Below are 14370 nucleotides of genomic sequence, written 5' to 3'. Positions count from 1 at the left end.
GTAGATGATCGAGTGGCCAACGAAACAACGATTGGAGCAAAATTACGGCAAGCCCGTTTAGATAAAAACATTTCATTGATTGAATTACAACAAATGACAAAGATCCAAAAACGCTATTTAGAAGCAATTGAAGCAGAGCGTTTTGATCAATTGCCAGGCACTTTTTATGTCCGTGCGTTTATTCGCCAATATGCAGCAGCGGTTGGAGAAGACGGCGACAAATTGGTAGCCGTTTTTGATGGCAAAGATACGTTAGACGCCCCCTTACCAAAAAGACCGCAGCCTGAAACCGTCAGCGGCTCACGAAAAGCACAGCACGTAGAAGAAAAAAGCGGCTCATTTGTCGTCCGCTATTTGCCGATGATTCTATTAGGCTTGGTGGCCATTACGATCGTGAGTATCGTGGGCTACATGGCTTGGCAAGACCGGAATACAACGCCGATGATCCAAGGAAGCTCTTCTCTTGTGGTAGAAAATTCAGCGTCTACCGCTTCCACCACGTCAAGTACGGAAGAAACCAGTACTTCGAGTGAAGTGACGGAGTCTTCAAGTACGACGGAATCCAGCGAAGCGAAAATGACGATGACTGCCAGTGATTCGACGCAATCGTCGATCACGATCACGATGAAAGATGCGGAAAATCCTATTGAATTAGCATTTACTGGGCTAGATGCTTCTTGTTGGGTCGGTGTACAAGTCGACAACGCTTATGTGTACCAATACACTGTTCAAGCGGGAGAAACGCAATCGATGACGCTGCCAGAAGGCGCCACGAATGCGACCTTGACCCTGGGCGCAAGTCAAAATATCTCCATCACTGCCAATGGTCAGGAAGTGGACTTTTCTGACCCGCAATTTGAATTGTTACAAAAGACAGTCCGCCTCGTGATTGAATACCAAGACGATGCGGCATAAATCTGACAAATGCGCCTTATTGAGGTATCATTAGCTAAAAAGTTATCTGTTGCATCCGACCATTGAAAAGCAGAAGTAGTGGCATGATTTGCCGTTATTTCGTACAATAGTCGGCAGAGAGGAGTCTATTTCGTGAATTTACCCAATCAATTAACTGTATTACGGATCATTATGATCCCCATCTTTATTTTGGTCTTGGTTTTGCCAATCGATCTTGGCACGCTGACCGTTGGTACGACACAATTAGAAAACACGCACCTTATTGCAGCGATCCTTTTTGCGGCAGCCAGCATTACAGACTGGCTAGATGGCAAGATCGCTCGTTCCAGAGGCCTTGTTACCAACTTCGGGAAGTTTGCTGACCCGTTAGCAGATAAAATGCTCGTCATGACGGCTTTTATCATGCTGGTTGAATTAGACAAAGCCCCAGGCTGGGTAGTTTCGATCATCGTTTGCCGCGAGTTGGCAGTGACGGGTTTACGCTTGTTGTTAGTGGAACAAAGCGGGGAAGTCATGGCTGCTGCGTGGCCAGGGAAAATCAAAACCGCGACACAAATGGTTGCGATCATTTTCTTGTTCTTGAACAACATTCCCTTTTCAATGATCGGTTTGCCTATCGATCAAATCATGTTGTATCTATGTTTGATCTTCACGATCTATTCCGGGGTCGATTATTTCATAAAAAATACGAATGTTTTTAAAGATTCTATGTAAAATTTCTAGATCTAGATAAAGAAGCGATAAAAACAAGGATACAAGTCACGAAAGTTCAGAAGTTTTCTGGACTTTTTTTGTCAATATGAAAGACTTTTACGTATCTGATAAATGAAGGAGTAAACGAATGAAAGCAGAAATTATTGCAGTCGGGACCGAATTACTTTTAGGACAGGTGGTGAATACGAACGCGACCTTCTTGTCAGAAGAACTGGCAAGTCTTGGGATCGATGTTTTTTATCATAGTGTTGTCGGGGACAACCCCAATCGCTTAGAGGAATTGCTGACGATCGCCGACAAACGCAGCGACTTGATCGTATTATGTGGCGGTTTAGGGCCCACCGACGATGACTTGACGAAACAAGTCACTGCCCGTCATGTGGGACAAGAGTTAGTCAGAGATGAACCAGGTTATCACCAATTGAAAGCCTTCTTTGAAAACAGTCAACGGAGAATGACGGAAAACAATTTGCGGCAGACCCTCGTTTTTAAAGACTGTGTGTCTTTGCCAAATCCCAATGGACTAGCGATCGGGATCTTTTATCAGACAACCGCTACCAGTTATTTGCTGCTGCCGGGACCACCAAGTGAACTGCAGGCGATGTTTCTTACCCACGCAAAACCACTTCTATTAGAGCAGTTTCCCCAAGAAGAAGTCTTGCTTTCTCGCGTTTTGCGCTATTACGGGATCGGGGAATCGGCGTTGGTCACAGAATTGGCCGATTTGATCGAGAATCAAGTCAATCCCACCATCGCTCCTTATGCCAAACCCAATGAGGTCACGCTGCGTCTGACGGTCAAAACCGCAGACGAGGCGCAAGGGATCAAACAATTGGATGCGTTAGAAGAAACCGTCCAAGCACGGGTCGGTGCGTATTTCTATGGGTATGGGGAACAAAATTCGCTGGCAGAAACAGTCGTCGAGCGACTGATCGAGAAAAAGAAAACCGTCACCGCAGCGGAAAGTTTGACCGCTGGTTTGTTCCAAGCGACCCTAGGAGGGATTCCTGGCGTCTCTGAGGTGTTTCCCGGTGGGTTCGTGACATATTCTGCTGCAACAAAAAGCAAGCTCTTAGGCATCGATCCAGGGCTTTTGGAAAGCTATGGGACTGTTAGTCAGGAGTGTGCGGAAGCAATGGCCGTCTATGCCCGCAAACAAGCCGAGACCGATTATGCGGTGGCGTTTACGGGTGTTGCTGGTCCAGACGAGTTAGAAGGTCAGCCTAAAGGTACCGTTTGGATCGCCTTAGCTTCTGACAAAGGCGTCTCGAGCCAGCTGTATCACTTCAACCGCGACCGCGCCTATATTCGGCATAGTGCTGTCATGGCGGGCTTAAATCAAATACGTAAGGAATTATTAAATTAATGCGAATGTTTGTTCGTTTTTTCTTGCAATTTCCCGTCAGAAGGACTATTATTATCTTATGAACGACACACGAAAGTGATGAATATAAGGAGGATTATCCGTTTGGCAGATGATCGTAAAGCAGCCTTAGATGCTGCACTAAAGAAGATTGAAAAGAACTATGGTAAAGGTGCCATCATGAAGCTTGGCGAAAAAGTTGATCAACAAATTTCAACGATCCCAAGTGGTTCATTGGCCTTGGATGTTGCATTAGGTGTAGGTGGTTACCCACGAGGACGGATCGTAGAAGTTTACGGCCCAGAAAGTTCTGGTAAAACGACAGTTGCTTTACATGCCATTGCGGAAGTCCAAAAAAATGGCGGAACAGCAGCATTTATCGATGCCGAACATGCGTTAGATCCTCAATATGCGCAAAAATTAGGTGTAAATATCGATGATCTTTTGTTATCACAACCAGATACAGGGGAACAAGGATTAGAGATCGCTGACGCCTTAGTTTCAAGTGGTGCGGTTGATATCGTGGTCATTGACTCGGTAGCAGCTTTAGTCCCACGGGCGGAGATCGACGGTGAAATGGGTGATACCCACGTTGGTTTGCAAGCACGTTTGATGTCACAAGCATTACGGAAACTTTCTGGTTCCATCAACAAAACGAAAACGATCGCGATCTTTATCAACCAAATTCGGGAAAAAGTTGGGATCATGTTCGGGAATCCAGAAACGACGCCTGGTGGCCGTGCGTTGAAATTCTATTCAACCATCCGTTTGGAAGTACGTCGTGCTGAGCAATTGAAATCCGGTACAGATATCATCGGGAACCGCACGAAGATCAAAGTAGTCAAAAACAAAGTAGCGCCACCATTTAAAGTAGCAGAAGTCGACATGATGTATGGTCAAGGGATTTCCCAAGAAGGCGAATTGCTGGATATGGCTGTGGAACAAGACATCGTCGATAAAAGCGGTGCGTGGTATGCCTATAAAGGGGATCGTATCGGTCAAGGTCGTGAAAACGCCAAAAACTACATGCGTGAACACCAAGAAATGATGTTAGAAGTTTCTGCTCGCGTCCGCGATGCTTACGGGATTGGAACAGGAGAGACCGTAACCCTTGAGGAAGCGCAAGAAGAATTACCATTAGACGACTAAGTCTTGAAAAAGCCAAACAACCTCGTTGTTTGGCTTTTTTGTGGCTTTTTGCTAGATTCGTCCATTGTTGAAAAAACATCCGTAAAAAGGAAGGGTTGCGAAAGTTTACTTTATTATTTAAAGTTGACACTCTTGGGTTCAAACATTAGAATAAACGTATGTGGATTTCCACATAAGAAGTAGCGAATTGATAATTTTGTTATCCTTTGTTAATCAAAATTACAAAATATTTAAAAAGATAGTATGGAGGTGGATTCATTGGAACTACTTTACATTCTCCTCGCTATCATCGGTTTAATTGTCGGTCTTGGATTAGGAGTTTATGTGACGAAATCTCGTCATGAGAAAGAAATCAACGGCGCCCAAAATTCTGCAGCTGGAATTATCGAAAGCGCTAAGAAAGAAGCAGAAACTCTTAAAAAAGAAGCATTGTTAGAAGCTAAGGAAGAAAATCAGAAGTATCGGTCAGAGATTGAAAGTGAGTTGAAAGAAAGCAAACTTGATTTAAAATCACAAGAAAATCGTTTACTCCAAAGAGAACAAGTTCTTGATCGTAAGGACGATTCTTTGGAAAAACGAGAACGCTCACTTGAAGATAAAGAAGGCAGACTTAGTGAGAAACAACAATTAATTGACGAGCGAGAAAAAGAAGTAGAAAACTTAATCGATGGACAACAGAAAGAATTAGAGCGCATCGCTGCGCTGTCTAGAGATGAAGCAAAAGAGTTGATCATGAAATCAACGGAAGAGGAATTGAACCATGAATTAACGATCATGGTCAAAGAATCTGAACAGCGTGCGAAGGAAGAAGCAGATCGAAAAGCAAAAAATCTCTTGTCCTTAGCAATCCAACGTTGTGCCGCAGACCAAGTGTCTGAAACCACGGTATCGGTCGTATCATTACCAAACGATGAGATGAAAGGTCGAATCATCGGAAGAGAAGGTCGGAACATTCGCACCCTTGAAACATTGACAGGGATCGATTTGATCATTGATGACACGCCAGAAGCAGTCGTCTTATCAGGATTTGATCCGATTCGCCGTGAAATTGCTCGTATGACCCTTGAAAAACTGATTCAAGACGGCCGGATCCATCCAGCTCGAATTGAAGAAATGGTCGAAAAATCTCGGAAAGAAATGGATGAGCATATTCGTGAATATGGGGAACAAGCAGCCTTTGAAGTCGGCGCCCACACCCTTCATCCAGACTTGATCAAGATTTTAGGTCGTTTGCGTTTCCGTACCAGCTACGGACAAAACGTCTTGAACCACTCGATCGAAGTCGCAAAACTAACCGGTGTTCTTGCCGCAGAATTAGGCGAAGATATCCAGTTAGCCAAACGTGCCGGACTCTTGCATGATATCGGGAAAGCCCTTGACCATGAAATTGAAGGCTCTCACGTTGAGATCGGGGCTGAGTTAGCTGCCAAATACAAAGAAAATGGTGTGGTGATCAATGCGATTGCTTCTCACCATGGAGATGTTGAAGCAACATCGGTTATCTCTGTTTTAGTTGCAGCCGCAGATGCCTTGTCAGCAGCCCGTCCAGGTGCCCGCAGCGAATCATTGGAAAATTATATTCGCCGCTTGCAAAACCTAGAAAATATCGCCAACGGCTTCAAAGGGGTCGATTCCAGTTTTGCAGTCCAAGCCGGACGTGAAGTCCGTGTAATGGTCAAACCAGAAGAGATTTCTGATTTGGATGCTGTACGATTGGTTCGCGACATCCGCAAGAAGATCGAAGACGATTTGGATTACCCAGGTCATATCAAAGTAACCGTTATTCGCGAGACCCGCGCAACGGATTACGCCAAATAGCAAGCAAAAGCAGTATCCTCTGAGAGGATACTGCTTTTTTGTGTAGCTGATTGTCAATAAGGACGGCTGAGTTGTGCAAAATCGACTCTATTTCATCAGTCCCATAAATGATCGTGCCTTTTTTATTCGTCGGCAACAGAACAACGAACAAGCAAAAGGATGGCTCGATAGCGACAGAGGCGAAAAATGGGAGGATCGATCCAGTATTATCGAGTCGGGGGCTATTGAAAAACAAAACAGACCCAGACTTCTCGGGGAAGTCCAGGTCTGTTTCATGTGTTTCACGTCTATACGTCCATCAAATCTTGCGTCGGCGGGCAAAGTCCACAAAGCGGAATTTATCCAGTCGGTGGATCGATTCGGTGTATTCAAAACAGCGCGTGTCTTCTAGATACACGAGGCTGCGAACCGTAACGACATGCTGATCTTCAGGACGCAGATCCATTAGATCCCGCAATTCTTTGTTGACGGGGTCAACAGTGATTTCTTTTTGTGCATAAGCGATCTCAAGGCCAAGATCATTTTCAAAGTAATCAAAAATCGATACTTTCGCTCGGTTTTCTGGCAACTCTTCGATGATAGAAGCATCAAGGTAATCTTTATCCAAAATCACCACTTCTCCATCAATTCTCCGCTGACGGATCAGTTTCCATGCCTCAGAAGCAACAGGCCAACCAGTGGTCTCGTGCAGCTTTGGCGAAACGGCGATCTTGCGGATCTCGACAACCTTTGTTTCACTAGGAATGCGTTGGGTATCTTGCAGCTCTCGAAAACTCGTCAAGCCAGAAATCGGGAAATCAAAGCGATTCAAGTCTAAAACGATCGAACCTTTCCCTTGTTTCTTTTGGATATAACCAGCATCCCGCAATAAATTCAATGCCTTACGGACAGTCTCGCGGGAGACACCATAAGTTTTGATCAATTGGTTTTCGCTAGGCAGCAAAGAATGCGGAGGGTATTCGTTTGCTAGAATTTTTTGTTCTAAATCTAAAAATATTTCTTTGAACTTGTTCATCGGATTGCCCCCTCTTTGGCTATTATAGCGAGGCCAATTTGGAAATGCAATCGACTATTTCGCCAAAAGTTCGTCAATGTTTAGGTCCGTTAATTTTTCAACGATCACATCTGCACCGTGTAATTCTTCTCCTGAATAAACGCCTACCGCATACATACCAGCAGCTTTGATGCCGTCGATCCCAGCTTGAGCATCTTCAAAGCCAACTGCTTCTGCCGGTTCAATGCCTAGTGCCAGCGCTGCTTGGATAAAGATCTCTGGATCTGGTTTGCCTTTTTTCAAGGTTGCTGGGTCAACGATCGTATCAAAGTCTTGCATGACCCCAAGTTTGTCCAAAATAAACGGCGCATTTTTGGATGCCGAAGCGATCGCACAAGGAATGTTTTTTGCTTTGGCTTCATCAAGGAATGTCTTCACCCCTGGCAATAGATCATCAGGAGTCAAGCTTTGTAACAATTGTACATAGTGGGTATTTTTCTTCGTCGCTAACGCTTCTTTTTCGACTTCTGTGTAGGCATCATTTTTGTTGCCTAGGGTTAAGATTCGCTCTAAAGAGTCCATGCGGCTGATGCCTTTTAACTGCTCGTTGAACTTCAAATCGATCTCGATCCCGATCTCCGCAGCTAATTCTTTCCATGCAATGTAGTGGTATTTGGCCGTATCCGTGATAACGCCGTCTAAATCAAAAATAAATCCTTTTTTCATGTGTAACACTCCTTTTAGTAAGTAATCGTTGCTTCTTTCTTTGCTTCTAGAGAAACTTGTTGCCCATTCACTAAGATCATGACTGGCTGATCAGCGGTAATCGTCAATGTTTCATGTGTAACATTCATCGCAAAGCGGGTGCCGCGAACTTCTAGCTGAAAGGCTAAGCTGTCCCAAGCTTTCGGCAAGTTTGGCGTGATCTGCAGCTGCTCCTCTCGAATATCGATCCCAGCAAAAGTGGTTAATGGAATAAACAACGTAGCAGCCATGACACCGGCGTGAATGCCTTCTGCTGTAGTCCCGCCTTGGATATCACGGTAATCAGAAGAGAGGGCTTCTTGGTATAATGACCAAGCCAACTCCTGATCATCTACCATTGCCGCCAACTGGGCATGAACGATGCGTGACAACGTCGAGCCGTGGGAGGTACGAGCCAAGTAATAATGGAGATTTTTTTCAATATAGTCTGTTGGCAGCTGGTAAGAAAGATCTGCCAAAATCTGATTGACTTGCTCTTTTGAGAAATTGTAGAAAATCATCAAACTATCCGCTTGTTTCGCGACTTTGTAGCTGTCAGCACTCTTGCCTTCAGCGTTCAAGATGCGGTCCATCCGATAGATGTTGCCATATTTCTCTTTGTAGTGAGCCCAATCCAGATCTTCCAGCTGGAAGTACCCTTCAAATTGTGCAATGATGCCTTCTGGATCGATCTCTAAGCCCAGCTTGGTACGAATATCTGCCATAGCAGCAATATCTGCAGGGGTTAAAGCCGTTTTCTCTAATACCGCTTGGAAGCTCTCTGCTGAAAGTTGTTGTTGAAGGTTCTCGATCTCTTCAAACAACCATACTACCATCATATTGGTATAGGCGTTGTTTTTCAAGCCGCCTTGTTCACTATTTGGGTAGCTTTCATGAAATTCATCTGGTCCCATGACTTTATCGATAAAGTAACGTTGAGCAGCATCATCCCAGGTGGCAGCACTTTGCCAGAAATGAGCGACTTCTAACATCAATTCTAACCCATATTGTTCCATGAAGACTCGATCTTGCGTGTTGTGCCAGTATTGCCAAATGTTATAAGCGATCGCTAAGGAGACATGGCGTTGCAAGCGACTGTGATCTTCTTTCCATTCGCCGCTGATAGGGTTCAAATGCAGTTCTTGGGATTGCTCACTGCCATCCAATCCTGATTGCCATGGGAACATGGCGCCTTGGTAGCCAGCTTTTTGGGCATCTTTTTTGGCAGCAGCTAAGCGGCGGTAGCGATACAGCAGAATTTCTTTGGCGGTGTCAGGAAAATGTAGAATGTAAAACGGTAAGATAAACAGTTCATCCCAGAAAATATGACCGCGATAGGCTTCACCATGTAGGCCACGGGCAGTGATACTGGCATCTAAGGACTCCTGATAAGCATTCGGTGCTGCGGAGACCAGCAGATGATACGTATGCAGATTCAGCATTTTTTGCGACATCAAGTCACCAGTGACTTCGATGGCCGCTTTTGCCCATAATTCAGCCCAGGCTTGTTTTGAGGCGGTATACATCGTCGCAAAATCAGGTAATGCTAAGGAAGAAAACGTAAATGCCGGTTGCGGCTCTTCTTGGCGATAAGCGGCAACAGTGACTGATTTTTCGACCCGATAAGTTTGTCCTTCCGTCACCTCAAGGGTTACTTGCTGACGGATGAGCTGGTCATTTGTTTCAGCTTGCAGCTCAGCCAATGGCAGGTCCTGTGAAAACAGTTCAGAGGATTGGACAACGGTAATCTGTGATTGGTTAGTGGTGACCACTAAATGCGCTTTGCTTTGTTCAGCTGCTGCCTCTTTCACGGTCAAATGCTGGTTGGTTAAACTACGGTAACGAGCGACGTTATAGTTATAGACCGATCCGTCGGCTTCACTGACGAAGGTAACGGTGCCAGAAAAGTTCAGCGGGGTAAACTGATAGACCAAGCTGTATTGGTGAACGTCTTGCATATTGGCGATCTTCTTCGTTTCGATTCGCAGACGCTTTTGTTTTTTGGTTTCAATTTCTGCCACTGATTGGAACAAGCCGGTCTTCAGATCCAATGTCCGTTTAAAGGAAAGGAGCTGATTGTTGGCGATATCGATCACTTCATCATCGATCTTTACGTACATTTTTTGCAGATTCGGTGCATTGACGAAGTCTTCATTGCTGATGGTATGACCAGAAACATCCGATTCCACCGTATTGTAAAGACTTGCTAAATACAGTCCTGGATAGTTCGCTTCACAAATGGTCATCTCAGGCGTTGTGCCTCGCAGCCCTAAATAGCCGTTACCGACGGTTAAAAGTGACTCCACCGAGTATTCATCTTTACCAGGGGTGTAGCCATAGTATTCGAGGCGCCAAGGAATTTCAGCAGTTTTTTCTTCATACTGTTCTTTCGTAGTGCAAACAAAGGGACGATTCAATTTTTCTGTCAACCATTGGTCCAGTGAAAAAGTCCCTTCTTCATTTGTAAACACCAGCGATTCAGAGACGATCCCGCCACCTTCCATTTGCTGCAGCTGCGCGGTCAGTGCGGCAACGCGTTCACTGTCAGTCCCAGAAAACGGATAGGTCGTACCAGTTTGATCCGTTAACAGCCATTGTTCCTTAGATAATATAATCGTATTCACAGTAGTTGTCCTCCTTTAAACTTGTCTATACATGCAAAATGATTATAACGTAAATTGTAAGCTATTTCAATTTATCTAGCCTGTTTTTTTATTCTTTTTTGTCAAATAAACAGTAAATAAAGTTGTTGGCAATATTATTTTATATTAATGAAACATTTTAAAAAACGTTTATTTATCAAGGTTTTTATATGGTACCTTTGCTGTTTGCTTGTATTGTTTATAGAAAAAGTAAAAAAAATTGGTTTGAAACGCTTGCAATATCAAAATTATCAAGTTATGATTAGTGCGTAATCAAAACATATATATACAAGTGGAGATGAAAGGGGTTTATTAATTATGGGAAAGTATCGTGATGATGCTGAGAAGCTGCTGGAATATGTTGGCGGCAAAGAAAATATCGCCGCAGTAACACATTGCGCGACACGGATGCGTTTTGTTTTGAACGATCAGTCAAAAGCAAACGAAAAGGCAATTGAAGAAATTCCAAGTGTCAAAGGAATGTTTACCAATGCGGGACAATTCCAAGTCATTATCGGCAATGATGTCTCAACGTTTTACAATGATTTTACCGATGTATCAGGAATAGAAGGTGTTTCTAAAGAACAAAGTAAAGCGATTGCAAAAAACAATCAAAATATCGTGCAACGAGCGATCGCTACGTTAGCTGAGATCTTTACCCCGTTATTACCAGCGATTATTGTCGGTGGTTTGATGCTAGGGCTGAGAAATTTCTTAGAAGGTGTACCGCTAGAAGCTCTAGGTGGACAAACCATTACACAAGCTTCTACTTTTTGGAACGGTGTCAACGGCTTTTTATGGCTGCCCTGTGAAGCCATCTTTCACTTTCTACCAGTAGGGATTACTTGGAGTATTACACGTAAGATGGGAACCACGCAAATATTAGGGATTGTTTTAGGGATTACATTGGTTTCACCGCAATTATTAAATGCTTATTCAGTAAGTTCAACTTCTGCTGCAGAAATTGCTCAAAATTATACGTGGGACTTCGGGTTCTTCACTATTGATAAAATTGGGTATCAAGCACAAGTGATCCCAGCAATGCTGGCAGGTTTCTTATTGGTTTATCTTGAAAGATTCTTCCGGAAATGGATTCCAGAAGCGGTTTCAATGATCTTCGTTCCATTGTTCTCATTGCTGCCAACTATTTTAGCAGCCCACATGGTGTTAGGTCCAATCGGTTGGCAAATCGGATCAGGCATTTCTTGGGTCGTAAATGCTGGCTTGACCTCACCATTAAACTGGTTATTTGGTTTCATTTTCGGTGGCTTGTATGCGCCTTTGGTTATTACCGGATTGCATCATACAACGCTAGCGATCGACTCTCAATTAGTAGCGGATTTTGGGACAACCAACCTTTGGCCAATGATCATGCTGTCAAATATTGCGCAAGGTACGGCAGTATTGGCGATTTGGTTCCTTCACCGTGGCAATAAAAAAGAAGAACAAGTCTCTGTTCCAGCAACGATTTCTGCTTACATGGGGGTTACTGAACCAGCGATGTTCGGGATCAATTTGAAATATGTTTACCCATTTGTCGCAGCAATGGTAGGTTCTGCCTTTGGTGGAATGCTGATCACTGCAACGAATACCCGTGCATTAGGTATTGGTGTAGGGGGACTGCCTGGCTTCTTATCATTTAAAATTGAAAACTATCCAATGGTCTTCATCTCAATGGCGGTGACGATTGCCATCACGTTTGTTTGCACCATCATCTTTAGAAAAGTTACCTTCTTAAATAAATTAGAACCGCAATTGGCTGCTGATACAGCTGCAGCAGCGGTTGTTGCACCAACGACGGCTGCACCGACAACTGCAGCCCCAGAAGCAGCACAAGTTTCAGAAGAAACCCTTTATGCTCCAGCTGATGGGAAAGTAGTTGCCATCACTGAAGTTTCTGATCCTGTCTTTTCTCAAAAAATGATGGGTGACGGCTTTGCTGTTCAGCCAACGAATGGAACGATTTATGCTCCTGTTGCAGGTACGATCTCTAGCATTTTTGAAACAAAGCATGCAATTGGGATTTTAACGCCTGGTGGCGCGGAAGTTCTTGTTCATATGGGCTTAGATACTGTGGAATTAAAAGGTGCGCCATTTGAGGTCCTTGTTTCTGAAGGTGACACGGTCACACCAGAAACGAAGATTGCAGTGATGGATCTAGATGCAGTGACCGCAGCTGGCAAACAGACAGATGTTTTAACAGTCATCACGAATGCCGAAAAAGTGCGTCAGCTTTCATTGACGACCACAGGCACAGTGACAGCCAAAACAGCGGTTGGTTCCGCTGAATTAAACTAAAAAAATAATCCGTTTCCGAGAGCGCCCTTTGACTAAGAAGGGGGATCGGAAGCGGATTTTTTTATGGCCGCCCTCAAGGGAGAGCGGCTTTTTTCTTGGTTTTCAATGGGTAAAGCCGCAGTTAGCTGACGGCTTTTTTGTCGGTGCTTTTGCGGAAGTAGTTGATCGTTAATAGGAAAGTCAGTAAGACTAAGGCCCACAAAAAGAATAAGGCGATTTGAGAGCCGATGACCGTCCCTTGGGTGTAATCGGTCGCCGCATTTTGTGCCAAATTGATAATGGTCGCCACCACAGCCGTCGCCACTGCACCAGAAAATTGCTGCAGCGTATTAAAGATCGCATTACCGTCCGCGTACAACGCAGGAGTCAGCTTGTTTAAGCCGGTGGTCATCATATTGCTGTAGGCTAAGCCGATCCCGATCATGTAAAAGACATGTCCAGCAACTAGGCTCCAAATGAAAGGCGAACGCAAAACGAGGGCTAAGGCGAGCCAACCGATGGCAATCAACGTCAAACCAGACAGGATCGGTTTTTTCGGTCCAACTTTATCCAGCAACCGACCAGAGATCGGCGCAAGGATCGCCCCGATCGCCGCCCCAGGAAGCATAACTAATCCTGCAGTAAAGGCATCTTTTCCCAAGACGAGTTGGACAAAGTTCGGCAAGACAAAGGAAATGCCCAGTAAAAGGAACTGACAAACAAGAAAGCCAAACAGAAACAAACTGAAGCTACGGTTTTTCAAAACAGCCAAACGAATCAAAGGGTTCGGGCCTTTTGAGCGTTGATAAAACAAGCCAGCACCAATGAAACCGAAAAGCAGCGGCAGTAGACTCGCTAAGGTGCCTACTTGATTCAAGAACAATAAGAAGCCGCTGAACATCAAGACGATTCCTAATACACTCAGTAAATCCAGGGAAGTGTCTTTTGCCCCAGCCGTTTTAGGGATCGAGTAAAGGCCGAGTACTAGGGAGATCAGCAAGACTGGGATCAAGAAAAGAAAGATCGCATTCCAAGACCAATGGGCGGTCAATAAGCCCCCATATGTCGGTCCGATCGCTGGAGCGATGGAAGTGGTCAAATTCCCTAAGCCGATTGCCGCTCCCCGTTTTTCAAAGGGGGAGTAAGTCAAAATGATGTGGAACATCAAAGGCAGTGCGATCCCTGTGCTGGCACCTTGGAAAAAGCGGCCAATCAGCAAAATGGCAAACGTCGGCGATAAAAAGTCGATCACCAAGCCAACAAGGAAAAAGGCGTTGGCAGCTAGAAACAAGGTTCTCAATGAGAAGCGTTTCAAAAGGTAGGTCGATATTGGGACAATGATGGAGATGACCAGTAAGTAGATGGTCGTCACCCATTGAACATCGGATGTTGAAAGCGTAAATTGATCGATCAATGTCGGAAACGTTACATTCATGGCTGTTTCAATCAGCACACCTGCAAATGACATCAATCCGGTTGCGAGGATCGCCCCCACGAGTTTTTTGTTGTTTTCCATATTCTCACCTCTAAAAATTCGCAAAAAAAGAGACCGTTTCTATTCTCATAGAAACCGCCTCTCTCTCGACAAGCGAACCCGCTTGTTATCTGTACGATTTAATCTATCGCTATTCTACTGATTTCATAAGAAAGTGTCAAGAGAAGTGGATAAAAAAATAGCAAAAAACTTTTTTGAAAGTTTTCAAACTTTTACTTACACGAAAAATTTTCTTCTGCTAGAATAGTCGAGTACGAAA

At 44.4% G+C, this 14370-nt stretch carries 10 protein-coding genes; 6 read left to right on the top strand and 4 right to left on the bottom strand.

All coding sequences use genetic code 11. The features are described 5' to 3' along the window. Positions 1 to 12 precede the first annotated feature (12 nt). From IGJ15_RS15795 to rny, 5 genes are all read left to right on the top strand, one after another. Positions 13 to 915: a helix-turn-helix domain-containing protein gene (locus IGJ15_RS15795; protein WP_159161176.1), complete on the top strand. Its 903-nt coding sequence runs from the start codon at positions 13 to 15 to the stop codon at positions 913 to 915. A gap of 132 nt (positions 916 to 1047) precedes the next feature. Beyond that, positions 1048 to 1629 carry a CDP-diacylglycerol--glycerol-3-phosphate 3-phosphatidyltransferase gene (gene pgsA / locus IGJ15_RS15790; protein ID WP_005226440.1) on the top strand — a complete coding sequence of 194 codons (582 nt, stop codon included), beginning with the start codon at positions 1048 to 1050 and terminating at the stop codon, positions 1627 to 1629. A 127-nt stretch (positions 1630 to 1756) separates the two neighbouring features. Beyond that, positions 1757 to 2995: a competence/damage-inducible protein A gene (locus IGJ15_RS15785; RefSeq protein WP_010748493.1), complete on the top strand. Its 1239-nt coding sequence runs from the start codon at positions 1757 to 1759 to the stop codon at positions 2993 to 2995. A 102-nt stretch (positions 2996 to 3097) separates the two neighbouring features. Further along, the gene (gene recA, locus IGJ15_RS15780) at positions 3098 to 4141 is read left to right on the top strand and encodes a recombinase RecA (RefSeq protein ID WP_005226448.1); all 1044 of its coding nucleotides are present in this window, start codon (positions 3098 to 3100) and stop codon (positions 4139 to 4141) included. 243 nt (positions 4142 to 4384) lie between these two features. Next, positions 4385 to 5959 carry a ribonuclease Y gene (gene rny / locus IGJ15_RS15775; protein WP_005232891.1) on the top strand — a complete coding sequence of 525 codons (1575 nt, stop codon included), beginning with the start codon at positions 4385 to 4387 and terminating at the stop codon, positions 5957 to 5959. Between the two features lie 298 nt (positions 5960 to 6257). On the opposite strand, the gene treR is transcribed toward rny, so the two are convergent. The 3 genes from treR to IGJ15_RS15760 are packed head-to-tail and all read right to left on the bottom strand — an operon-like array spanning position 6258 to position 10321. Continuing rightward, entirely contained in the window at positions 6258 to 6974 is a 717-nt protein-coding gene (gene treR, locus IGJ15_RS15770) for a trehalose operon repressor (RefSeq protein ID WP_005226457.1), read from the bottom strand. A 54-nt stretch (positions 6975 to 7028) separates the two neighbouring features. Beyond that, on the bottom strand, positions 7029 to 7679 hold the full coding sequence (gene pgmB, locus IGJ15_RS15765) for a beta-phosphoglucomutase (RefSeq protein ID WP_010748494.1): 651 nt from the start codon (positions 7677 to 7679) through the stop codon (positions 7029 to 7031). A 14-nt stretch (positions 7680 to 7693) separates the two neighbouring features. Then, positions 7694 to 10321 (bottom strand): glycoside hydrolase family 65 protein, encoded by a 2628-nt coding sequence (locus tag IGJ15_RS15760; protein ID WP_010748495.1) that lies wholly within the window; start codon positions 10319 to 10321, stop codon positions 7694 to 7696. A gap of 336 nt (positions 10322 to 10657) precedes the next feature. On the opposite strand from IGJ15_RS15760, the gene treP reads away from it, so the two are divergent. Continuing rightward, the gene (treP, locus tag IGJ15_RS15755; protein WP_010748496.1) at positions 10658 to 12637 is read left to right on the top strand and encodes a PTS system trehalose-specific EIIBC component; all 1980 of its coding nucleotides are present in this window, start codon (positions 10658 to 10660) and stop codon (positions 12635 to 12637) included. Positions 12638 to 12758: 121 nt separating this feature from the next. Here the strand turns inward: treP and IGJ15_RS15750 are convergent, their stop codons facing one another. Beyond that, positions 12759 to 14132 (bottom strand): MFS transporter, encoded by a 1374-nt coding sequence (locus IGJ15_RS15750; protein ID WP_010748497.1) that lies wholly within the window; start codon positions 14130 to 14132, stop codon positions 12759 to 12761. Between the last annotated feature and the right edge of the window lie 238 nt (positions 14133 to 14370).

The sequence above is a fragment of the Enterococcus sp. AZ079 genome (assembly GCF_050547255.1).
GTDB classification, from domain to species: Bacteria; Bacillota; Bacilli; order Lactobacillales; family Enterococcaceae; genus Enterococcus_D; species Enterococcus_D casseliflavus.
This window is presented reverse-complemented; position numbering and strand designations above follow the sequence as displayed.

Bases quoted from the DNA above. Each gene is read 5' to 3' on its own strand.
- IGJ15_RS15785 (WP_010748493.1), top strand. From the start codon at position 1,757: ATGAAAGCAGAAATTATTGCAGTCGGGACCGAATTACTTTTAGGACAG.
- rny (WP_005232891.1), top strand. From the start codon at position 4,385: ATGGAGGTGGATTCATTGGAACTACTTTACATTCTCCTCGCTATCATC.
- treR (WP_005226457.1), bottom strand. From the start codon at position 6,974: ATGAACAAGTTCAAAGAAATATTTTTAGATTTAGAACAAAAAATTCTA.
- pgmB (WP_010748494.1), bottom strand. From the start codon at position 7,679: ATGAAAAAAGGATTTATTTTTGATTTAGACGGCGTTATCACGGATACG.
- treP (WP_010748496.1), top strand. From the start codon at position 10,658: ATGGGAAAGTATCGTGATGATGCTGAGAAGCTGCTGGAATATGTTGGC.
- IGJ15_RS15750 (WP_010748497.1), bottom strand. From the start codon at position 14,132: ATGGAAAACAACAAAAAACTCGTGGGGGCGATCCTCGCAACCGGATTG.